The sequence below is a fragment of the Halalkalibacter oceani genome (assembly GCF_023715705.1).
GTDB classification, from domain to species: Bacteria; Bacillota; Bacilli; order Bacillales; family Bacillaceae_D; genus Halalkalibacter; species Halalkalibacter oceani_A.
In genome coordinates, this window is sequence record NZ_JAMBOS010000002.1 from 324,252 (window position 1) to 344,805 (window position 20,554).

21 protein-coding genes are annotated in these 20,554 nt (G+C 48.2%); 12 read left to right on the plus strand and 9 right to left on the minus strand.

Annotated elements, in window-relative coordinates:
* Positions 1-8: 8 nt before the first annotated feature.
* The 4 genes from M3212_RS03445 to M3212_RS03460 form a co-directional block, all read right to left on the minus strand.
* Positions 9-2,105, minus strand: a complete 2,097-nt coding sequence (locus M3212_RS03445; protein ID WP_251192544.1) for a methyl-accepting chemotaxis protein — start codon at positions 2,103-2,105, stop codon at positions 9-11.
* Between the two features lie 228 nt (positions 2,106-2,333).
* Entirely contained in the window at positions 2,334-2,513 is a 180-nt protein-coding gene (locus M3212_RS03450; protein ID WP_251192545.1) for a hypothetical protein, read from the minus strand.
* Between the two features lie 18 nt (positions 2,514-2,531).
* Positions 2,532-5,513, minus strand: a complete 2,982-nt coding sequence (locus M3212_RS03455; RefSeq protein WP_251192546.1) for a DEAD/DEAH box helicase — start codon at positions 5,511-5,513, stop codon at positions 2,532-2,534.
* Positions 5,503-6,765, minus strand: coding sequence for a hypothetical protein (locus M3212_RS03460; protein ID WP_251192547.1), 1,263 nt, complete (start codon positions 6,763-6,765; stop codon positions 5,503-5,505). The genes M3212_RS03455 and M3212_RS03460 overlap by 11 nt, the downstream gene beginning before the upstream one ends.
* 372 nt (positions 6,766-7,137) lie before the next feature.
* Here M3212_RS03460 and M3212_RS03465 point away from each other — a divergent pair, with 372 nt between their 5' ends.
* The 3 genes from M3212_RS03465 to M3212_RS03475 all read left to right on the plus strand — a co-directional run bounded on the left by M3212_RS03465 (position 7,138) and on the right by M3212_RS03475 (position 9,600).
* Entirely contained in the window at positions 7,138-7,737 is a 600-nt protein-coding gene (locus tag M3212_RS03465) for a TetR/AcrR family transcriptional regulator (RefSeq protein WP_251192548.1), read from the plus strand.
* 145 nt (positions 7,738-7,882) lie between these two features.
* Positions 7,883-8,830, plus strand: a complete 948-nt coding sequence (locus tag M3212_RS03470) for an ATP-binding cassette domain-containing protein (protein WP_251192549.1) — start codon at positions 7,883-7,885, stop codon at positions 8,828-8,830.
* Positions 8,827-9,600, plus strand: a complete 774-nt coding sequence (locus tag M3212_RS03475) for an ABC transporter permease (protein WP_251192550.1) — start codon at positions 8,827-8,829, stop codon at positions 9,598-9,600. The genes M3212_RS03470 and M3212_RS03475 overlap by 4 nt, the downstream gene beginning before the upstream one ends.
* Positions 9,601-9,885: 285 nt before the next feature.
* Here the strand turns inward: M3212_RS03475 and M3212_RS03480 are convergent, their stop codons facing one another.
* On the minus strand, positions 9,886-10,191 hold the full coding sequence (locus tag M3212_RS03480; protein WP_251192551.1) for an AzlD domain-containing protein: 306 nt from the start codon (positions 10,189-10,191) through the stop codon (positions 9,886-9,888).
* Complete coding sequence (locus tag M3212_RS03485; protein WP_251192552.1) at positions 10,188-10,895, minus strand: AzlC family ABC transporter permease; 708 nt, start codon at positions 10,893-10,895, stop codon at positions 10,188-10,190. Before M3212_RS03485 ends, M3212_RS03480 begins: the two co-directional genes overlap by 4 nt.
* Before the next feature lie 114 nt (positions 10,896-11,009).
* Here M3212_RS03485 and M3212_RS03490 point away from each other — a divergent pair, with 114 nt between their 5' ends.
* Positions 11,010-11,576, plus strand: a complete 567-nt coding sequence (locus M3212_RS03490) for a helix-turn-helix domain-containing protein (RefSeq protein WP_251192553.1) — start codon at positions 11,010-11,012, stop codon at positions 11,574-11,576.
* 154 nt (positions 11,577-11,730) lie between these two features.
* Here M3212_RS03490 and M3212_RS03495 read toward each other — a convergent pair whose 3' ends face one another.
* The 3 genes from M3212_RS03495 to M3212_RS03505 form a co-directional block, all read right to left on the minus strand.
* The gene (locus M3212_RS03495) at positions 11,731-12,330 is read right to left on the minus strand and encodes a hypothetical protein (RefSeq protein WP_251192554.1); all 600 of its coding nucleotides are present in this window, start codon (positions 12,328-12,330) and stop codon (positions 11,731-11,733) included.
* Positions 12,331-12,534: 204 nt separating this feature from the next.
* Entirely contained in the window at positions 12,535-12,990 is a 456-nt protein-coding gene (locus tag M3212_RS03500) for a GNAT family N-acetyltransferase (protein WP_251192555.1), read from the minus strand.
* A gap of 97 nt (positions 12,991-13,087) precedes the next feature.
* On the minus strand, positions 13,088-13,315 hold the full coding sequence (locus M3212_RS03505) for a DUF3813 domain-containing protein (RefSeq protein ID WP_251192556.1): 228 nt from the start codon (positions 13,313-13,315) through the stop codon (positions 13,088-13,090).
* Positions 13,316-13,626: 311 nt separating this feature from the next.
* On the opposite strand from M3212_RS03505, the gene ctaG reads away from it, so the two are divergent.
* From ctaG to M3212_RS03545, 8 genes are all read left to right on the plus strand, one after another.
* A complete protein-coding gene (gene ctaG / locus M3212_RS03510; RefSeq protein ID WP_251192557.1) occupies positions 13,627-14,541 on the plus strand; it encodes a cytochrome c oxidase assembly factor CtaG in 915 nt (304 codons plus the stop codon).
* 26 nt (positions 14,542-14,567) lie between these two features.
* Entirely contained in the window at positions 14,568-15,173 is a 606-nt protein-coding gene (locus M3212_RS03515; protein ID WP_251192558.1) for an SCO family protein, read from the plus strand.
* Between the two features lie 23 nt (positions 15,174-15,196).
* Positions 15,197-15,388 (plus strand): hypothetical protein, encoded by a 192-nt coding sequence (locus M3212_RS03520; protein ID WP_251192559.1) that lies wholly within the window; start codon positions 15,197-15,199, stop codon positions 15,386-15,388.
* Positions 15,389-15,406: 18 nt separating this feature from the next.
* On the plus strand, positions 15,407-15,718 hold the full coding sequence (locus M3212_RS03525; RefSeq protein WP_285874016.1) for a redoxin domain-containing protein: 312 nt from the start codon (positions 15,407-15,409) through the stop codon (positions 15,716-15,718).
* A gap of 465 nt (positions 15,719-16,183) precedes the next feature.
* Complete coding sequence (argC, locus tag M3212_RS03530) at positions 16,184-17,221, plus strand: N-acetyl-gamma-glutamyl-phosphate reductase (RefSeq protein ID WP_251192561.1); 1,038 nt, start codon at positions 16,184-16,186, stop codon at positions 17,219-17,221.
* A gap of 18 nt (positions 17,222-17,239) precedes the next feature.
* Positions 17,240-18,475 (plus strand): bifunctional glutamate N-acetyltransferase/amino-acid acetyltransferase ArgJ, encoded by a 1,236-nt coding sequence (gene argJ / locus M3212_RS03535; protein WP_251192562.1) that lies wholly within the window; start codon positions 17,240-17,242, stop codon positions 18,473-18,475.
* 19 nt (positions 18,476-18,494) lie between these two features.
* Entirely contained in the window at positions 18,495-19,283 is a 789-nt protein-coding gene (gene argB / locus M3212_RS03540) for an acetylglutamate kinase (RefSeq protein WP_251192563.1), read from the plus strand.
* A gap of 13 nt (positions 19,284-19,296) precedes the next feature.
* On the plus strand, positions 19,297-20,463 hold the full coding sequence (locus M3212_RS03545) for an acetylornithine transaminase (protein ID WP_251192564.1): 1,167 nt from the start codon (positions 19,297-19,299) through the stop codon (positions 20,461-20,463).
* The last annotated feature ends 91 nt before the right edge of the window (positions 20,464-20,554 follow it).

Sequence of the window (20,554 nt, forward strand, 5' to 3'; positions counted from 1 at the left end):
GCGTCGTTTCAATACCGAAATGTTTTGACCAATTGAATCAATTCATTGACCAGCCTGGAAATGTGTTCTGTTGTCCGGGCAGCTTCTTGCATCGTCGCACTTTGCTGCTCGGTTGCCGCGGCGACCTGCGACGTATACTGCGCATTATCCTGTGACATCGTGCTCAACATGTCTAAGTCGTTGCCGATCGCAGCTGTATTCGAAGCGATTTGTACGGTTGATGCGCTGACCTCCTCTGACTGGTCTGCCACGGTTTGAATCGAGCGGAGAATATGATCGAATGTTGCTTCCGTCTGCCCGACAAGCTGACTGCCGGCCTTTACGGCTTCTGTGCCGACGGCCATATGCCCAACTGTTTCGTCAACAGTTTTGCGGATATCATCAGTTGTATGGGCGATTTGCGCGACCGCCTTTGCCGTCTGCTCAGATAGCTTTCGCACTTCATCGGCGACTATCGCGAAGCCTTTTCCATGTTCTCCGGCACGAGCCGCTTCGATTGAAGCGTTAAGAGAGAGCAAATTAGTTTGAGCCGAGATTTCGGCAATGAGAGAAGTAATTTGATTGATTCTCTCAGAACGTTCTTTAAGCTGCCGGACACTGCTGTCTGATACGGTCACTGTTGTTTCTATCGAGTTGATCTGTTTTGTTAGCGCGGCCAATGTCTCATTTCCATTGTTCGCCGCGCGCTCGGCTTCCGCCGCTGAACTGTTCAAGGCTTCCATATTGCGGGCAATCAGCTGCATGCCCTGTGAATTTTCTTTCGCTCCACCTTTGATTCTAGCAATGATCGTTGCTTCCTGCTCTGTATTGACAGCGACCTCACTCATTGACAAAGCAATCTCGTCGGCGGCCTTTCGCGTATCGTCGTAAGCACTGTCCATCTGATTGACATAGTTCAGCACATTGTTCGATGAATCAGAAATTCGGTTCACTAACCGTTGGATATCGTGCAAAGATTGATTGAAGTTTTCCGACATCGTGCCGAATTCGTCGCCACTGTCGAGCTTCATCTTGTAGGTCAGGTCTCCGGTCGACAGCGCTTGAGATAACTTATTTACCTCGAGGATATTCCGATTGATGAAACGGCTGATCAAGATAATAATCGTCGTCATTAACGCGATAGCAGCGACGCTGACAGAAGCGATGCGGGCTAAAAGCGTATTCATCGCACTGAACAATTCTTGTTCTGGAACAGCCAGGGCGAGAAGCCAGCCCGTTTCAGGAATGCGTTGATAAAAAACGCTGATGGTTTCGCCTTCTACCTCAAATTTCCCAGACTCGGTGCTTGCCGATGCCTCTGTCATCATTTCCTGACCAAGCGCCGCCAACGTCTGATTCGAATCCGCTAAAATGTCCTGCACGGCTGATTCTTTCCTGTCAGCGATCATCCGCCCGGTATTATCGACTAAAAAAGCCCAGCCGGATTCCATCACCTGGATGTCATTGATGAGTGTCTGCATACTGGTTAAGCGAATATCACCAGTCACAACACCGGAAAAGTCGCCGTTTTGATCAAAGAACGGAACAGAAGCGGTGATAAACATGATTCCGAGAGTTTCATCGTAGTAAGGGTCAGTAAACACGACATCTTCGCCTGATTTGGCGTTCACATACCAGTCCCACTCTGGATAATTATATTCCGGTGTTGCGTAATCCTCTGTGTATTCGATTTGATCTCCTTCTTTATAGGCATAAGGACCAAAAAATTCACTCGTTTCTTCATATTTGTATGGCTCGTACCAAATGCCGATCCCTAACGTATCCTCATTTAAATCTGGCAAATGAAGCAGTATGTCCCGATGTTCTTCCCGCGACAGGTTTGGACCATTTGTTTCGATAATACGCGCTACCGTTTGGGGAATACGGATATGAGAGGTGATCCGATTGCTGATATCATGGATGACAGCTTCCAATTCTTTGTCCATCTTTTGCTCAATTTCGTCCTGAATCAGGACATGGGCGAATGAATAACTGATCCACGATAAAATCATGATGATCGCTAAGAAAGCCGGCAAAATGTATACGAGAAACTTCGTCTGCAACTTCTTAAACGAAAACCGATTTTTACGCTTCGGTAACAGAGAAAGCTTGGCGCGAGTTAACACAGGGGTGGTTGCCTCCTAGTAAAGAAGTTTTGCATATAGTTTAACTTGAAAAAAGATGGACGTGGTAAAGTGACCGTTAATGTTATGTAAAACTTATCATTCAAAGGGTCTGGTACCTTGGACTGGCATGATTGCAGCTAGACATGAAAAAGAGCCTTCTCAAAAGGACGGCGTTTCCTTTTGAGAAGGCTCCAGCAGCGGCAAAGGAGTTTCGGAGCAGAGCGCCCTTTACGAATCAGCTTTGTCCTGCTGCTTCCATCTTTTGATCGCTTCCTGCTGAATTTTCTTTTTCAGCCGAGTATACTCATTCTCTTCCTGCCTTGTTTCCTCTGTAGGGCGGCTTGTTTTCTCCGGAGTGGATGATTTCCCGTACCAGTAGGTGAAGAAAGGGTCTTCAAGCTTTTTCATAGTAACCTCCTTTCCTGTTTAGCGGGTCAGTTGGATCAAATCGATGAGTTCTTCGTTCGTCAATTCGGTAATCGGCTGTTCACCTGCTGCGAGAATATGATCGGCAAGGGCCTGCTTTTGGGTTAGCATCCGGTCAATCCGTTCCTCAAGCGTCCCGACTGTCATTAGCTTATGAACGGTGACATCCTTCGTCTGGCCGATCCGGTAAGCTCTGTCTGTTGCCTGATTTTCGACAGCCGGGTTCCACCAGCGGTCGTAGTGAATGACATGGGTAGCGGCAGTTAAGTTCAACCCGACCCCTCCGGCTTTGAGCGAAAGAACAAAGAAATGACAATCGCTGTCTGTTTGAAAGCGTTCGATCGCCTGCTGCCGTTTCGCCCGTGTCAGGCTGCCATGAAGAAACGGCACGGTTTCCGCGTAGCGTTCTTCCAGAGCTTCTGTCATTAGCATACCCATTTCTTTGTATTGTGAAAACAGCAGCACTTTTTGCCGGCGTTCGACCATCTGAGCGGTTAGCTCCAGCAAGGTTTGCCACTTTCCCGACTGATGGTCCCGGAGGTTCGCCTCCTTTAGAAAGTGAGCAGGGTGGTTGCAAATTTGCTTGAGCTTCGTTAAGCTGCGCAAAATTAAGGCCCGCCGCTCGAGGGCGCTCACTTCATCAAGCTTCCCGACAATATCATCGACGACGGCCTGGTAAAGAGCCGCTTGCTCGACCGAAAGATGAACGCGGTGAATGTACTCTTTTTTCTCAGGCAGTCCAAGCTGCAACGCTTTGTCTGATTTTTTTCGCCGGAGGATAAGCGGATGAATCAGCTTTTGCAGCCTGGCGAGCTGCTCCTCGTCCTGCTCTTTTTCAATCGGTCGCATAAAGGATGCCTGAAAATCCTGATACGTGCCAAGATAGCCTGGGTTTAACACATCAAGCAGTGACCAGAGTTCGCGCAGCCGGTTTTCAATCGGAGTCCCGGTCAGCGCAATGCGGTGAGTCGCTTTAATCTCCTTGATCACGCGTCGTTGCTTCGTATCGACGTTTTTAATATGCTGAGCTTCATCTAAAATCAGCCCATTCCAGGAAATGCCGTGTAACAGCTCATGATCGCGCACAGTGAGCTGATAGGAAGTCAGCACGAGATCCCAGCTACCGGCCTGGTGGCATTGCTCCTCCGTGAGCCTTGTTTTTCCATGATGGACGAACAAGCGGAGATCTGGAGCAAACTGCTTACATTCCTGAACCCAATTATATAGAAGGGAAGTAGGGCAAATGAGCAAAAATGGCTTTTCCTCCTGCTGCGCTTTGCGCTGCTCCTCCAGAACATAGAGGATGTAGACAATCGTTTGAACCGACTTTCCAAGTCCCATATCATCGGCGAGGCAACCACCAAAGCCAGTGCGGCGTAAATGAGCGAGCCATGAAACACCCTCGTGCTGATAAGGGCGCAGTTCGCCGGTGAATTGCGCCGGAAGATCGATGAAAGACGGCGTGGCTGAATACAGCTCCTTCAGCGCCACTGTCAGCTGGTTCCCCCAGGAAATATCAAGCTCAAACGATTCGCTATCTTCTTCGGCGAGCAGGTCATCCCGCCATGCTTCCAAAAAGGACGCCTCTTCTTCAATCCGTTGTAAATACGTGCGCAGCTGCTCGGCTAAGGAACGGTCCCAGGCGATCCACTCTCCATTGGCGTAGAGGAAAGGGCGCTGGCCGTCAACGAATTCGTGAAATTCCTGCGGACTAATCGCTTGATCGCCAATCGCCAGTTCATAAGTGAACGAAGCGACACTTTGCCAGTCAAGCAACGGCTCGCTTTTCGCTTCGCGGTTCAGTGGATGATTGACCGCCAGCTTGACTTTCGGTTTCTTCTTCGTGGTCATCCATTTCGGTACAATGAGATGAAAGCCGCTGGCGTTCAGCTGTTCATCCTGTTCCGTAAACAGCTCGTATGCCTGCTCGGCCGTTAACGAAAGGACCGGAGCTGACAGCCGAAGTTCTTTGAGCAGCGGCAACCGGGCCTGAGCTTTTTTTAAGTCCTGTTTTAATTGGGCGATCGGGTTTTCTCTCCACGGATGTTCCCCGAGCTGGAGCTGCTCCATGTCGACCAAAAGCGACGGGTGCTTTCTGTCGACCATGCACAAGGAGAGCTGCCACATTCCTGAAGCGGTAGCGGGCTCTTTCAGGACAAGCCCGGAACGAAACGGCTTCGACTGCAAAGCGCCGATTTCCTGTTGAAAGGTTTCGCTGGTAAGTGTCTCGTCGACTTTTCCTCTTTGCGCAAGCTGGGCAACCGATGCGCGCCATTTCGGCTCAATTGTATGCGCCCATGACTGGTAGGCGTGACGAACCTCCTCTTCATGAAAGAGCGATCGGATCATTTCGTCAGCGGCTGCTGTGACAAGCTGACGGAAGGAATCGAGCGATAATGGGGCATGCCCCCCTTTTTGAATAAATGAGGTGTTCGGTCGAATCGAACGTCCTGACAAAGGCAGGCTCTCAAACCATTCGTCAAACGGAAAGGAGGTTAGCATCCATTGTCCGGATGCAGCCGGGGTAAACGCGCCGTTCATAATTTCTGCCTGAACCGCCGCAAAAATGGCCAGCCAGCTTTTTAAGTCAGGCGCCAGTTCAATGTCCTCGTCGTCCTGCCAGCTTGAAAACGTCGCCAGGTGGGCAACGAGGCTTTCAATCGGAAAGACAAGTCCTTCAATCGGGAACGAATAGTGGGTCATCTGTTCTTGTGCCTGATAGACAGTGATGGTTCCGGCCAGCGAGCTATAGCTGCGAGAGTCGAGCGGAACATCGATCACCGCTTTCTCGCTTTCAATAAATGTCCCGAAAAAAGAAGCCTGGTCATAGCGAAAAAGGGTAAGCTTCAGTTCAAAAGGTGGATACATAAAAGGATATTGAAAATTAACGACCTGGTCAAAGCGGGAACGGGGCGGTTCCTCGCCCCAGATAAAAAAGGTCTGATCAAGCCAGCCGCCATGGACGATAAGATTAGAGGCCAATGCGTTTCAACTCCTCGATAAACGCACGATAGGTGCGATACATTTTCTTTAATCTCGTCAAATAATCAGCAAATAGAAAGAGGGTATCATCCTGCTCGTAAATGCCCTTCAACTCTTTAAGCAGGACGGCCGCCTGTTCGTAATGCAGGCGTGATTTCTTTTCGATCAGGCGGATGACGAGCTGATGATACACCGGCTTTGCATAGTCGGGCGCCTCATGGCGCATCGCTTCAAGCAGTTCAATCTTTTCCGGCCGCATCCGCAACGGATCGCGTTCATGCTTTAAAAAATAATCAGCGGCGAGCTCATATCTCTTTGTAGTCAGGAGGAGCTTTTCGAATGTTTTCGCCGCCTCGACCTGATGCAGTCTCCGTTTCAGCTCAGGCAACAAACGGTTTAGCAGTTCCTCAAGCTCATCATCGCGGTAATGCTTGCTGAATGTAAGAAAGCGCTGGTAGCTTGGCGACAGGAGCCAACGGTTCCAGACGGAGTCAAACTCCTTCTTATTGGCAGGAAGAGTCGTTTTCATTTCATCGATAAAAGGCTGGAGTGAGCCGAATGTCCCCTGATGTTTATGAGGAAACAAAGCGCCAACCCATTCCTTCATCGCCTGCCATTTTGAGCGCTGCTTCAACAGTTCGAAGTGGCTTCTTAATTCCTGATCTAAATAGGTATGCGGCTGGGCGAGTAAAATCGACAGCGCCGCTTTTTCATCGTCGGCAAGGAGCACGGCATAGCTGTAGGACAGACTAAGCGGACGCGCACAGCGCGAGCGGTCGACGGATTCGGATAAAAACGTATAGACTGGGTCGAGATAGGATCTTTCCATGCTTTTTAACAATTGAAACAGCAGCGGAGGCCATGGAGCTTCCGCTTCTTCGGCATGATAGACGACGAGGAAGAGCAGCCGTTCAAGGAAAGGGCGAAAGGTTCCCGTCTCCTTCATTCTCTCCTGGTCCGCAACAAGCTCATCGGACATCGCCTGAAAGAAATAGTGAAATCTCCGCTCGTATTCCTCGTATGTCGCGGCGCGATCGGCCAACGTATAAATGCCGCGCATATAAGTTAACACATAGAGCCAATCATCCTCGCTTTCCACATAGGAAAGCCGTTTTTTTGCGTCGGCCGAAATTTGTTCCAGGTGCCGATTCGTTATATAGCGCGAGGACGTGATCAATTTATAAGTATGAATAATATCCTGCTCAATCGCCGCGAAAGCACCTGCTTCGCCTTTAAACAATGATTGCTCCATATCCCGCTCACCTACTTAAGAAAAATTTCCATTCTTTCATTGTATCTTTTTCAACGCCAGAAAGAAAGGGAAGGTGACTCTGAGGAAAGAAATTAAAAAGAAGGCCGCCATTTCGTACAGAAAAGCCGACTCAAGTGACAATAAGAGTTGCCATAAGTGGGGGCTTTTTGACATGTAACGTACTTCCGAAAGAGGTCTCTCTCTTCAAGCGTGTGAAGGGGTAGCCCAACGATAAGGGGGAGGTGAATTTTCGTTGGACGATTGCGTAAAGGCTTTTTGGGGGGGCAGGCGCTTCATTTCGTCGACTCATTTTTCCCAGTGATTACTATTATGCTAAAATAAAAGAAAATACAAAGAGGAGAATTGATTCTGATGACTCCATTAAGTGAAGAACAGCTTGAAAAAAAGCGACATGACCGGAAAATCCAAATATTAGCTGCAGCGATAAAGGTTTTTGCGGAGAACGGAATTAAACTAACCAAAATCAGTGTGATTGCCAAAGAAGCTGGTATCAGCCACGGTTTATTGTATCATTATTTTCAATCGAAAGAAGAAGTCTTACATGCCAGCCTTGAATGGGCAACGGCAGGAACCAATGAATTGTTCGATGAAATCACTCGTCACGACTTTTCTGCCTTAGAGAAAATCCGCCACTTTACTAAAATTGCCCTGTCTGAAGGCAACAGCGATACCTTTCGAGTGATTCAGCATGTCATGCGTGCGAAGGATTTAGTTCTTGAAGTTACCAATGATCTGATCGAAAAACAAGGTTCTGTCTATATAAAACAGCTACTCCCTCTATTTTCACAGGCACAAGCAGACGGGGAGATCATTGAGGACGATCCGCAAGAATTGCTAGCTTTATTCTTAACGGTTATAACCGGTATCTTGATGGAAGGGGATCAAGAATATTGGAGTCATAACCTTGATCATAAAGTCAATTTGATATTGAGAATGTTTACTGCACGTTAAACTACTTCAGAGAACGATGTAAAACAAGTCATCCGCCTCCCCCATCCAAAAATAATGATTGACAATGGATGGGTTTCATTTTAATCTTAAAATTGACTGAATGAGTCAATCAAAAAATGATTTTAGAAAGGCGGCGTGCTTCTTGATGAATACACCGATCATTTCCGCTGATGGATTGAGGAAAGCCTATGGGGAGAAAACCGTTCTTGATGGTCTATCCTTTCATGTAAACAAAGGATCGATTTTTGCACTTCTTGGAGAAAATGGTGCAGGTAAAACGACAACGGTTCAGATTCTATCTACACTGATTCGTGCAGATGGAGGAAGAGCTAAGATTGCCGGCTTTGATTGTGCGATAGAGAAAAAATCGGTTCGCAGAATGATTAGTCTTACTGGACAATTTACAGCCGTCGATGAACTGCTGACTGGAGAAGAAAATATGCACATGATGGCCCGGTTAAATCATCTCCGTAGAGCTGAGGCGAAGAAGCAAGCTCAAGAATTACTGGAGAAATTTGATTTGACTGCTGTCGCCAAACGTCCTGTAAAAACGTATTCAGGCGGATTAAAACGCAGGTTAGACATTGCCATCAGTCTGCTTGGTTCTCCAGAAGTCTTGTTTTTAGATGAACCAACAACAGGTCTAGACCCGCGAAGCAGAATGAATATGTGGCATTTAATTAGAGACTTGGCTAATCATGGCGTCACCATATTTTTAACAACGCAATATCTAGAGGAAGCTGATCAGCTCGCGGACAAAATTGCAGTCATTGATCAGGGACGAATTGTTGCAGAAGGATCAGCAGATGAGTTAAAGCGCCTTGTCGGTGAAGAAAAAGTAGAATTGCATTTTGAAAACGAGGCCGATTTTTTCAAAGCAGTTGAGCATGTAGCTGAGGGTGGGTTCGCTGAAAAAAGTGAGCTGTGTGTCTCTGTAACTACCGATGGCTCAGGCGAGAGAGTAAGAATGTTGTTGAATGCATTGCACGACAATGGGATAGAACCAGCTCGTGTTCAACTTCGTAAACCAACACTCGACGATGTGTTCATGAAAACTACGAGTGCCAAAAAGAAGGAGGTTGAGGCTCAATGAATTTTTCAGCACTAGGATGGGGGTTCAGTGATGGATGGGTAATGTTTCGGCGAAATCTAAAACACATCTTCCGAAACCCGGATTCTTTATTTATCAGCATTATCCTCCCCATCATATTAATGTTAATGTTCGTCTATGTATTTGGTGGAGCCATTCAGATCGGCACCGAGTATGTGAATTATGTAGTGCCTGGGATCATCATCATTTGTGTGGGATACGGCAGCTCCATGACAGCAGTGAGTGTCTGTCAGGATAAGGTCGGCGGTTTATTCGACCGACTTCGAAGTATGGCGATTCACCCCTCGGCTTTGTTAGTTGGGCATGTAGCTGGAAGCTTTGTACGAAATATGATCAGCACGACATTAGTATTTATCGTTGCTTTACTGGTGGGGTTTCGACCAGCGGCTGGATTTTTGGACTGGATCGGCGTCATCACTTTTCTAAGCTTATTTATGCTAGCAATCAGCTGGCTTTCGGTTATCTTTGGATTGATTGCCGACAGTGTCGAAACAGCTAGTGCGTTTACTTTTTTCCTCATGTTCTTACCGTACGTAAGCAGTGCTTTTGTGCCCACAGAGACGATGCCTTCATGGCTGCATTTCATTGCGGAAAACCAGCCAATGACACCACTGATTGAGACATTACGCGGATTATTGATTGGAACACCGATTGGTAGTCATGCATGGTTGAGTGTTGCTTGGTTTGGGAGTTTGTTAGTCTTGTCTATAATTGGGGCAGTAGTGGTGTTTAATCGGCAAAGTGTGAAATGAGGCTGAGTAAGGCTTTGCGGGATTTCCTGACGTATTTTTGTTAAAGGAGCATCTAATTGTACTTCGATCTTCTTTTCGAATAACGGGAGAGTCGCCTCTTTATCAACTTGTTCGATGTATTTCAAGATATCTGTACCTTCTACTATTTTAGATAGGGAATAAAAATTTTTTTGTCAGAGGACATTAGCACCTTTAATTTCTGGTGTTAATGTCCTCTGGTCTTTATCTACATTCCGTCAAAATATCTATATGGAGGGAGATGCTATATACATATCTCCCCAAAAGCTATAATAGAAAGCTTAACAACATAAGAATTCCGATGCTGCTCATGACGACAATGATTAAATTGGCCCCTAAATAGGCGATGATAAAAGCGGAAGCTCCGCCGATAATCCCGTACAAAATATTATCATGAATATAGAAGATGCCGGGAAAGATCAGCGCTCCTAATGCAGCGTAGGGCACATTACGCAAGGTTGCCTGCAGCCATGGCGGGATGCTTTCGACGTTCAAAAAGACGAGCGGGAGCATCCGCGGGATATAGGTGACGAGAGCCATTCCGGCGATAATAATCAGCATCGTCGTACTCATTGCTGTCTCCCTCCTTTACCGGCTACCCACTCGATTCCGGCTGCCGATAGCAGCGTCGCGGCGATAATCGACCAGCCGCTTGGCAGAAACAGGGAAAAGATACTATTGAACACAGCGGCGCTGGCTGCCAAAACGACGATCTTCCGTTGTTTTTTTAATGAAGGAACGAGCAGGGCGATGAACATCGCGTAAAGGGCTATGCTCATGCTTTGCTGCAAGGAAGCCGGCAGAATCGCACCTACTAAATAGCCGACGGCCGAATGGACGGTCCAGCTGGCGTAAGCAATCAGCGAGACACCGATGACAAAGCCGGTTTTGACAGTGCCTTCCCGCGTAGTGGTGACCGCGAACACTTCATCTGTAATCCCGAACGAATAAAGGGCTTTAATAAGCGGATGGTCATCCTCGACCCGTTCCCGGACGGAGGCGCTCATTAACAGATGGCGGATGTTGACGATAAAAGTCGTAAAAATAATTTCAAAAGCGCCAGTCCCTATAGCGAGTAAGTTTAACGCCATGTATTGGGCAGCGCCTGCATAGACAAACAAACTCATGGCGAGCGTTTCCCAAAAAGCGAGACCCGTGCTTTTGGCGAGTAAACCGAATGTCAGGGCGGCAGGAATATAGCCGACGGCAATGCTTGATCCCGCCAGGAGCCATTGAGTAAACGGGGTTTTTCGTTTTTCAAGCGTGATACTTTCCATCTTTTCGTTCAATCCTCCTAAAAGCGTGCTACAATTTAAGCTAGATAATCGACCGTTGTACGTTATATAATATGATTGTATGTTATATTATACATTTTAACAAGGAGAAATTTTATGGATAAAGAACAGCTATCTTTTCTGATCGGAAAGCGCCTCAAGAACATGCGTCAGCAACGGGGATGGAGCCTCGACACATTGGCGCAGCATTGCCAGGTCAGTAAACCGATGCTCGGCCAAATCGAAAGGGGGGAATCGAACCCGACTGTGAGCACGCTCTGGAAGATCGCGAATGGACTGAACGTGTCTTTTACGGCCTTTCTTGAAGAGCAACAGCCATCTGTGAAAATCGTTCGCGCGGCTGAAGTGGAGCCGATAACCGAACAGGACGGTCGCTTTAACGTCTATCCGATCTTTCCGAAAGAGGACCGGAAGCCGTTTGAGCTGTTTACGGTGAGGCTGGAGGCTGGTGCGACTTATTGTGCCGAAGCGCATCGAACGGGTGTAGAGGAATACATCGTTGTTCAGAAAGGAAGTCTGTCGCTTGAGGTGAGAGCGGAGCGTCATCAGCTAAAGGCGGGGGACGGGATTCACTTTGTCGCCGATGAAGAGCATTATTATCGCAATGAGAGCGCGGAAGAGGATTGCCTGCTGACGCTGGTGATTTTTTACCCGGGAGAGTAATACCTGGTGAAAAAGGAAAGGCAGCGGCTTCATCCTTCCTGTCTATCGGAGGATGAAGCCGCTGCCTCGGGACTGTCTCAAAAAAGAGTACGGCAGTCTTCTTGTTTGAGACAGCCTCCTTTTGTAAAAATAGGTGAAGGAACCTGAAAGACGGCTAAAGCAGCTGTTCTACCTGTTCGCGTCGCGACAGCAGTTTTTTCAGTTTTTTCTTATGGGAATCAATTTGCCATTGATCCGACTCGAGTAGCGCTTCGTGCAGCTCCATCAAGACATAATCAATCTCCAGGTTCATCATATTAATCAACGTTTTCGGTTCAAGTGACTTGTCATCATCCTTGTACTGAATCAGGGATCCATTTCGGTTCATCATGACTTTTTCACTCCCATCAATTTCAATCATAGATTCAATGTCGCCGGCCTGGTATGACGTAATATAGAGGGGACCCTCTGTTGCCCGTTTGACGATGCCATTGCCTTTTTCATTTTGCAATAACTTTTCCAGGGCATTTGCCAGAGTATCATCATAAATGTGAAGGCAATCAGCAGAAAGAGTGAGGAAATCGCTATTTCGCACAAAAGGGAGTTCGTGGCTGGATCCATCAAGCTCAATCATGAGATAAATGGTTTTTGCATCATAACGCCAAAAGAGTGAATAATGTTGACTCATCATTCGTTTGATAAATTGGTGTAGGGCTTGTTTGCTCAACTCAATGTAAACTTCGGAAAACTCCACATCGACAAACGAATCTCTCATGATTTTATGCACGCTCCTTTAACTCCCTCATGTCTTAGCTGATTAGGTTGCTATATCATATGTTGAAAAGGAAAAAAAAAGAAGCAAAATGCCCAGTTTACGGCGAAATGGGCGCGAGCTGAAAAAGAAATGAAAAAAGCGACCCCGGGCATTTGTTCCCGTGGATCGCTTTTTTTCTTTTTATATAGGCTGACAAGACTGTCCCTAAAAACGGAAACCGTACCGCTTCGAGATAATGTCATAAAAGCCGAGCGAGTTATAGAGGGCTTTTGTCGCTTCATTGTTAATCCCTGTTTCAAGCTCAATGCCTTTGATCTTTTGTTGTTCTGCCCAGTAAATGACATGAAGCAACAGCTTCTTTGCAATTCCCTGATTGCGGTGCTGCTTATCGACATAAAGATCGTTCAACCAAATATAATGACCGCCTTTGTCAATGCTCAGCCCTACATTAAAAAAGGCGGCACCGACAAGCGTGTCCTCTTTTTCCGCTACGAAAATATGAGCCTGGGAATGGGGCGCCAATGCCAGCTCAATCGTTGTTAAAAGTTGTGAATAGGCATCCTTTGGGCCGAGTGCTTCCATTTGTCCCATTAGTAAGTCCGCCACACGTTCCTGAAGGTGAGCGCTTGCTCCACTCTCGACCTTATACACCTTTACCATTCTCTCTTTTCCTCCTATAAAAGAACATCCGAAATAAGCTCTCCTGTTAGCGTAACATAAAAGGAAGAGAGAGAGTAGTAGAATTTTTTCAAGACCGTTACTCGGTTTGTTCGAGATCACCGAGCTGAAGCAGTTGTTCCTGGAGGTTCGCCAGCTGTTCCTGCTCAGCCGGTGTTGAATTGGCGAATGCGGAGGAAAGAGCTTGTTTCGCGCGGCTGTATTCCTTTTGAACCGCCTCCCGCTGGATGTCCGTCTCAGCGGCCAGCGCGAGGAGCTCAGCCCGGGCGACGGCCTCACGCGCCTCCTGATAAAGTGGATTTCCCATTAGCGTGTCCCACCTTTACGCTCGTTTTGATTAGGCTGCTTGCCCTCTGTTTCATTAGCGGGCTGGACAGCATCCTTTCCTTGCTGAACGGCGCGTTTTGACCGTGATCGTTTGCTCATAATTCATCGCTCCTTTTCACATATTTACGTTTAACATTCCCTGTATGGACAAAAGCATTCCTGAGGAAGTGGAGTGGGCATGTATAAAATTGTTAGGATTTGTTCAAAACTTTTATACAGTATCTATGGTATGATAGCAGCGAAGATTGACGGGCTTCCCTGTTTATTCTCCATTAAAGGAGGTTTGTGAAAATGGAAATACTGTTTGACACGTTTAGTTTTCGCGCGCTTTGGACACCTGAATTGTTCATTCCGCTGTTTGCTATAGGCATTCTTTATTTTATTCTGATCAGCCGCTGGCGCTCCTTTACGCTCGGGGAACAGGTACCGATGAGGCAGCGATTCTATTTTGTTTCAGCGCTAGTGGCGCTTTATCTGGGCTGGGGCAGTCCACTATATATTGCCGGCCATATTATGATCAGCTTTCATATGGCCCAGATGGTCCTTGCCTACTTTGTCGCGGTTCCGCTTTTTTTGCTTGGGATTCCATCCTGGATGTTTCGGACCGTGATCGAACGGTGGAGGACACCGGTTACCGAGCAAATCGCCCGCGTTGTATGGAGCCCGATTGTCGCGTTGTTTCTTTTTAATGGGCTGTTTTCTTTGTACCATGTTCCGTTCATGTTCGACACGTTAATGCAGAACACCATTTTGCACAGCTTTTATGAGTACGGGCTGTTATTGTCGGCGGCGCTCATGTGGTGGCATATGATTGCCCCGGTTCCGAATATGTTTCCGTTGTCTGATTTGCGCCGGATCGGCTATATTTTCGCCAACGGTATTCTGATTACACCGGCCTGCGCCTTGATTATTTTTGCCCCTGTGCCGCTTTATCAAACGTATATCGATCCGTCTGTCTGGGCCAGTGTGATGGCTTTTTGCCTGCCTGCCGGTGCCGAGGTGCCGCTTAACATTTTTGCCGGGCCGGACTCATTCCGTTTTCTTGAGCCGCGGATGGATCAGCAGCTTGCCGGTGTGTTTATGAAAATCGCCCAGGAGCTGATGTACGGATTTACAATCGGTTATGTGTTTAAGCAGTGGCTTTCCAAAGAAAAACAGCAGGACGGGGAGCTGACGATCAGTGATGTTCCGGTTGTAAAGCCGTAAATAAAGAGAAAAGAGAGGAAAAGAGGATGAAACGATTACTTATATTCGTGGGGCTAGTAGTGCTGTTGAGCGGCTGTGGGTGGATGTATGAACTTGGTGGCGGCGCTTCATCTGACTTTGATATAGCTGAGGCTGGACTGACCGTACCGGAATTTACGTTTGTCAATCAGGACGACGAGCCTTACGGGACAGAGCAGTTGACCGGACAATATTGGCTGGCCAATTTAATTTTTACCCATTGTCCGTCGGTTTGTCCGACGATGACACCGAATATGCGCAACCTCCAGACGGCGATGCAGGAGGAGGGAATTGAGATGGGCTATATCTCCTTCACGGTTGATCCGGAGCGTGATACGCCGGAGCTGCTGAAGTCGTACGCGACAAATGTCGGGGCTAACGGGGAGACATGGAAGTTCCTTACCGGCTATGATATTGAAGAGATCACCGACCTCTCGATGACGGCGTTCGCCTCACCTGTTCAGCCGCTGGAAGACGATATTGGGCATACGACCGCTTTCTTTCTGGTTGACCCGGAAGGAAACGTAATCCGGAAGTATGATGGTTTGCAATCGGATCAGGAGCCGATTATCGCTGATTTAATCGAAACGGTCCAATCGAACGAAGCTGAATAATAATAAAAGAGGAGGTGGATGGAATGGGAAATTGGAGAAGAAAAACGATCATCGGCTTTCTCGCGCTGCTTTCCATGATAGCGGTGCTCGCCGGCTGTGGTACGGACGAGGAGCAGGCTGGAGAGCTGACATTGGTGAATGAGCAGGGGGAAGAAGTAACGCTGTCCAACAAGGACCGGGCAACGATTCTCTTTCATTTTACTGAAGTTGGCTGAGGACTTTGCCAGCAGCAGCTGGTTCAGCTGCAAGAGAATGTAGCATTGTTTGACGATCTGGATGCCGACCTTTATGCCATCAGTGCGGATTCGCCGGATCATTCCTTGGCGTTAAAGGAGGCCGGTGAATTCACCTATTCGTTTTTGTCGGATGAATCGCTTACGGTACTTGACTATGTCCAGATGAAGGATGAGGAGCATCAGATGTCCTATCGTGGCATTAGCATCCTTGATGAAAATGGAGAGTATTTGTTCCATCAGATTAATGATCACTGGGGCGAGCAGATTGAAGAAACCGCCCAACTGATTTATGATCAACTGAATGAATAAGAATGAATAAAGGCAGCGGCCGTTCTGGGCAATTTGGGCAGAGCGGCCGCTGTTTTTTCAGGAACTTTATAAATAGAGAGCGCTTGCCGAGGACGGTGGGCGTTCTTTTTTTTCTTGCAGAGGGGGCTGGGAATCCCGCTATCTCCGAAGCTGCTGAAAAAGTTCGATTTTCACTTTTTCAACAGCTTTTTCGTAATGAGCGTAGCCGTTGCCTGATTTTGAAAGCCTTGCTACGAGTGGGTTCCTCGAAGCAAGATCTTCGAGTTACGAAAAGGAAAGTTTTTCAGTAGCCTCCTATCTCCCGCAGTTTTGGCGAAAAAGAGAACATCAGCGGAGAAAATCGGTTTATGATTTTTTTAAGTTATTTGAAATAAAATAAAAATACAGTTGAATTAATTTTTATACATATATATAATGAGTACCAAGATCAAAAAACGAGAGCGAGACGGAACGGGGAGAGAGAAAATGCGAGTAGGGATTATTGGTGCAACAGGATATGGTGGCGCGGAGCTGCTGCGGATGCTCAAAAACCACCCTCACGTTGAAGAGGTCGTGCTCTATACGTCCTCGAAAGAAGGAATGAATATTAATGAATCTTATCCACATCTTTCAGCGATCTATGAGCAAGATTTAAAGCCGATCGATCCGGATACGCTGAAAAATGAAGTAGAGGCTGTCTTTCTGGCGACGCCGCCTGGCGTATCGGCGGAATGGTCGCAAACGATTGTTGAATCAGGCTGTCAGGTGATTGACCTGTCAGGTGACTTGCGTTTGCGCAGTCCCGAGCAGTACAAAGCATGGTATAAGCGCGAGGCGGCGGCAAAGTCGGTCATCGACCAGGCTGTATACGGGCTGACTGAGTGGAGGCGCGAGGAAATCCGCGATGCAAGGCTGATCGCAAACCCGGGCTGCTATCCTACCGCGACATTACTCGGGCTGGCGCCGCTCGTTCAGAAAGGATTGGTGCGGCCTGATTCGATTATTATAGATGCGAAATCCGGCACATCCGGGGCAGGACGTACGCCATCCGCGATCACCCACTTTAGTGAGATGAATGAGAATTTCAAAATCTATCAAATTAATCAGCATAAGCATATCCCGGAAATTGAGCAGCAGCTCAACGATTGGAACGAGGAGATGGCAGCGGTGACGTTTCAGCCCCATCTCGTCCCGATGGTCAGAGGGATTATGGCAACGATCTATCTGACGGCGAAGAAGGAAACCCGGGAACAGGAGCTGCGGGAGCTTTATCAAACAGCGTATGAAAAGGAGCCGTTTGTCCGAATTCGTAAGCAGGGCAGCTATCCGGCGACGAAGGAAGTATACGGAAGCAATTATTGTGACATCGGTGTTACCTATGATGAACGAACAGGACGGATTACGGTCGTATCTGTTATTGATAATGTCGTAAAGGGTGCCTCCGGTCAGGCGATACAAAATTTTAATGTGATGAATGGATTCGATGAGGAAGCAGGGTTAACACTCGTGCCGATGTATCCATAATGGAGAGGTGGTACACAAATGAAAGGAATTGCTAACGCACCAGAAATGATCGAAGTTGAGAGTGGCAGCATTATTACACCAAAAGGATTCCACGCGAACGGAGTATATACAGGGGTAAAGAGAAAACGCCTCGATCTTGGCGCGATCTATTGCGACGTACCGGCAAGCTCGGCGGCTGTTTATACATGTAATCGAATCCAGGCGGCACCTTTACAAGTGACGAAGGAAAGCATTATGAAAGAAGGCAAGCTACAGGCGATTGTCGTCAATAGCGGGAACGCCAATGCCTGCACAGGGGAACGGGGCATAAAGGACGCCTATGAAATGCGGAAAGCAAGCGCCGCTCATTTTCAGGTGCCTGAACATTATGTAGCGGTAACGTCGACGGGGGTAATCGGTGAGTATATGCCGATGGATAAAGTGCTGCCCGGAATTGAACAGTTGAAGCCGGAAGCCTCCCTTGAAGGTGCAGAGGCGTTCAATCAGGCGATTTTGACAACTGATACAATGAACAAAAAAACGTGTTTTCAGACAACCGTAAATGGGAAAGTCGTTTCCATAGGAGGAGTCGCCAAAGGATCGGGAATGATTAATCCGAATATGGCGACGATGCTCTCCTTCATCACAACTGATGCGGTAATTGAACCGCCGGTGCTGCAGCAGGCACTCTCACAGATTACGAATCAAACATTCAATCGAATTACAGTCGACGGAGACACATCAACAAATGATATGGTCGTCGTGATGGCATCAGGGTTGGCCGGACACGATACACTGACGCCGGAGCACCCTGACTGGTCTTCATTCTATCAAGCTTTGAAACAAACATGTGAGTCATTGGCGAAGAAAATCGCCAGAGACGGAGAGGGAGCGACAAAGCTGATTGAAGTTCAGGTCAATGGGGCGCTGAACGATGAGGAGGCGGGGAAGATCGCCAAAAAAATCGTCGGTTCCGATCTGGTGAAGTCGGCTGTCTATGGCGCTGACGCGAACTGGGGCAGAATCATTTGCGCGATCGGCTACAGCGGCTGTGAAATCAACCCTGAAACAATTGACATTGCGATCGGTCCCATCCAAACATTGCAGAAGAGCCAGCCGCTCGTCTTTTCGGAGGAGGCGGCAACCGCGTATTTGCAGGGAGAGGAAACGGTTTTCATTAACGTCGATCTTCATATCGGCACTGGAACCGGAAAAGCATGGGGCTGTGATCTGACATATGATTATGTCCGGATAAATGCCGGTTATCGAACCTAAGCGGACAGGGGGAGAAGACGTGAAGAATATTAGTGTAATCAAATGTGGCGGCAGCACGATTTCCGAGCTTTCAGAGGCCTTTTTCAAAAGCGTGCTCCTCATGCAACAGGAAGGCAGGCATCCGATCATCGTCCACGGCGGCGGTCCTGATATTAATCAGATGTTGACGAAGCTTAAGGTGGAATCGGAGTTTGTCGACGGACTTCGGAAAACGACCGCCGATGTGCTTGAAACGGTCGAAATGGTCCTTTGCGGCAAGGTCAATAAGCAGGTTGTGACCCAGCTTCAGCAGGCAGGAGGAAAAGTGGTCGGACTGTCCGGCTGTGACGGGAGGCTGCTGCAGGTCGAGGCGGTCAATCAGGCCAGGCTTGGCTATGTCGGGGAAGTTCAAGCGGTGAATGGGGAGCTGTTGCTCGCCTTAATGGAAATGGGAATTATTCCGGTCATCGCGCCAATCGGCATTAATGACGCGGGTGATCATTATAATGTGAACGCCGATAGCGCCGCGGCAGCGGTAGCCAGGGAGCTTGGGGCCGAGCAGCTCGTGTTCGTGACCGATGTTGACGGTATTTTGAAGGATGGCGAATGTCTTGAGCAGGTCACGGCGGAGGAGATTGAGGCATACATTGCCGACGGGACGATTTACGGAGGTATGCTGCCAAAAGTCAGGGCGGCGTTATCGACATTAACGGATACGCTGCAATCGGTGATGATTATGAATGGCAAAGCAACGACCATCGCCGAGAACGGCACAGTAAAAGGAACGACGATCGTTAAATCAGCGAAGATGAAGCTGTCGGCGACGTGAGGAGGAAACTGGAATGAGTGCATTATTCCCAACCTATGCGAGATGGGATGTAACCGCCGAAAAAGGGCAGGGCGCGACCTTAATCGATAAAGAAGGAAATGAATATCTTGATTTTATTGCCGGCATTGCCGTCTGTAATCTTGGTCATTGTCACCCGAAGGTGAATGCGGCGCTTGAGAAACAGCTTCACAGCTTATGGCATGTCTCCAATCTGTTTCAAATTGAGGGGCAGGAGCGCGTTGCCCAGCTGTTAGTTGACCACAGCGTCGGTGATTATGTCTTTTTCTGCAACAGTGGTGCGGAAGCCAATGAAGCGGCGATCAAGCTCGCCCGCAAAGCGACAGGAAAGCATCATATTGTCAGCATGAAGCAGTCTTTTCACGGCCGGACGCTCGGGAGCATGGCGGCAACGGGGCAGGAAAAGATTCATGCCGGCTTCGGTCCTTTATTAACGGAATTCACCTATGTGACGCTAAATGATGAGGATGAATTAGCTCAAGCGGTAACGGAGGAGACAGCGGCCATCATCGTCGAAGTGATTCAGGGAGAAGGCGGCGTGCTACCGATGAGCAAGGAATATGCGGAAAAGCTCGGCCAGCTTTGCGAGCAGCATCAATGCCTGCTGATTGTTGACGAGGTACAGACGGGAATTGGCCGGACGGGAACGGCGTTTGCTTACGAGCAGCTGGAGCTGTCACCGGATATCATTACAGTGGCAAAGGGCCTTGGAAATGGATTCCCGGTCGGCGCGCTAATCGGTAAAAAGGAATTAAAGGAAGCATTCTCTCCGGGGAGTCACGGCTCGACATTCGGCGGGAACCCGCTGGCAATGGCCGCCGCTGAAGCGGTCATAACCGAAGTATTTACGTCGGAGTTTTTAGCGGATGTGCAACAAAAGGGAGCATTCTTTAAACATAATCTTGAACAGACACTTGGCTCCTTCAGCATCGTGAAGGAAGTAAGAGGTAACGGGCTGATGCTCGGGGTAGCCTGTCATGTCGAAGCGGCCCCGATTATAACAGAATGCCGCGAGAGAGGGCTGCTTGTCCTTCCGGCAGGGCCAAACGTTGTCAGACTGCTGCCGCCGCTGATTGTCAAACAAGAAGAGCTGGAAAAGGCGACGGGCATTTTGGCAGAGGCGATTGCAGCAGTCAGCGAAAAGGAACAGCTTTCGCTATAGAAATGACGAAGCCGGAATAAGCCGAGGCAGCGGCATTGGAGAAAAACGTTCTGATTTGTAAACCAGGCGCAGACGACAAACAATGCTTCAA

What these genes read in the sequence shown, in the direction of transcription:
- argJ (WP_251192562.1), top strand. Translation starts at nt 17,240, where the DNA reads ATGAAAGGAATTGCTAACGCACCAGAAATGATCGAAGTTGAGAGTGGC.
- M3212_RS03505 (WP_251192556.1), bottom strand. Translation starts at nt 13,315, where the DNA reads ATGGGAAATCCACTTTATCAGGAGGCGCGTGAGGCCGTCGCCCGGGCT.
- M3212_RS03480 (WP_251192551.1), bottom strand. Translation starts at nt 10,191, where the DNA reads ATGAGTACGACGATGCTGATTATTATCGCCGGAATGGCTCTCGTCACC.
- M3212_RS03520 (WP_251192559.1), top strand. Translation starts at nt 15,197, where the DNA reads ATGGGAAATTGGAGAAGAAAAACGATCATCGGCTTTCTCGCGCTGCTT.
- M3212_RS03490 (WP_251192553.1), top strand. Translation starts at nt 11,010, where the DNA reads ATGGATAAAGAACAGCTATCTTTTCTGATCGGAAAGCGCCTCAAGAAC.
- argC (WP_251192561.1), top strand. Translation starts at nt 16,184, where the DNA reads ATGCGAGTAGGGATTATTGGTGCAACAGGATATGGTGGCGCGGAGCTG.
- M3212_RS03485 (WP_251192552.1), bottom strand. Translation starts at nt 10,895, where the DNA reads ATGGAAAGTATCACGCTTGAAAAACGAAAAACCCCGTTTACTCAATGG.
- M3212_RS03515 (WP_251192558.1), top strand. Translation starts at nt 14,568, where the DNA reads ATGAAACGATTACTTATATTCGTGGGGCTAGTAGTGCTGTTGAGCGGC.
- M3212_RS03495 (WP_251192554.1), bottom strand. Translation starts at nt 12,330, where the DNA reads ATGAGAGATTCGTTTGTCGATGTGGAGTTTTCCGAAGTTTACATTGAG.
- ctaG (WP_251192557.1), top strand. Translation starts at nt 13,627, where the DNA reads ATGGAAATACTGTTTGACACGTTTAGTTTTCGCGCGCTTTGGACACCT.
- M3212_RS03450 (WP_251192545.1), bottom strand. Translation starts at nt 2,513, where the DNA reads ATGAAAAAGCTTGAAGACCCTTTCTTCACCTACTGGTACGGGAAATCA.
- M3212_RS03460 (WP_251192547.1), bottom strand. Translation starts at nt 6,765, where the DNA reads ATGGAGCAATCATTGTTTAAAGGCGAAGCAGGTGCTTTCGCGGCGATT.
- M3212_RS03465 (WP_251192548.1), top strand. Translation starts at nt 7,138, where the DNA reads ATGACTCCATTAAGTGAAGAACAGCTTGAAAAAAAGCGACATGACCGG.
- M3212_RS03500 (WP_251192555.1), bottom strand. Translation starts at nt 12,990, where the DNA reads ATGGTAAAGGTGTATAAGGTCGAGAGTGGAGCAAGCGCTCACCTTCAG.
- M3212_RS03470 (WP_251192549.1), top strand. Translation starts at nt 7,883, where the DNA reads ATGAATACACCGATCATTTCCGCTGATGGATTGAGGAAAGCCTATGGG.
- M3212_RS03545 (WP_251192564.1), top strand. Translation starts at nt 19,297, where the DNA reads ATGAGTGCATTATTCCCAACCTATGCGAGATGGGATGTAACCGCCGAA.
- M3212_RS03475 (WP_251192550.1), top strand. Translation starts at nt 8,827, where the DNA reads ATGAATTTTTCAGCACTAGGATGGGGGTTCAGTGATGGATGGGTAATG.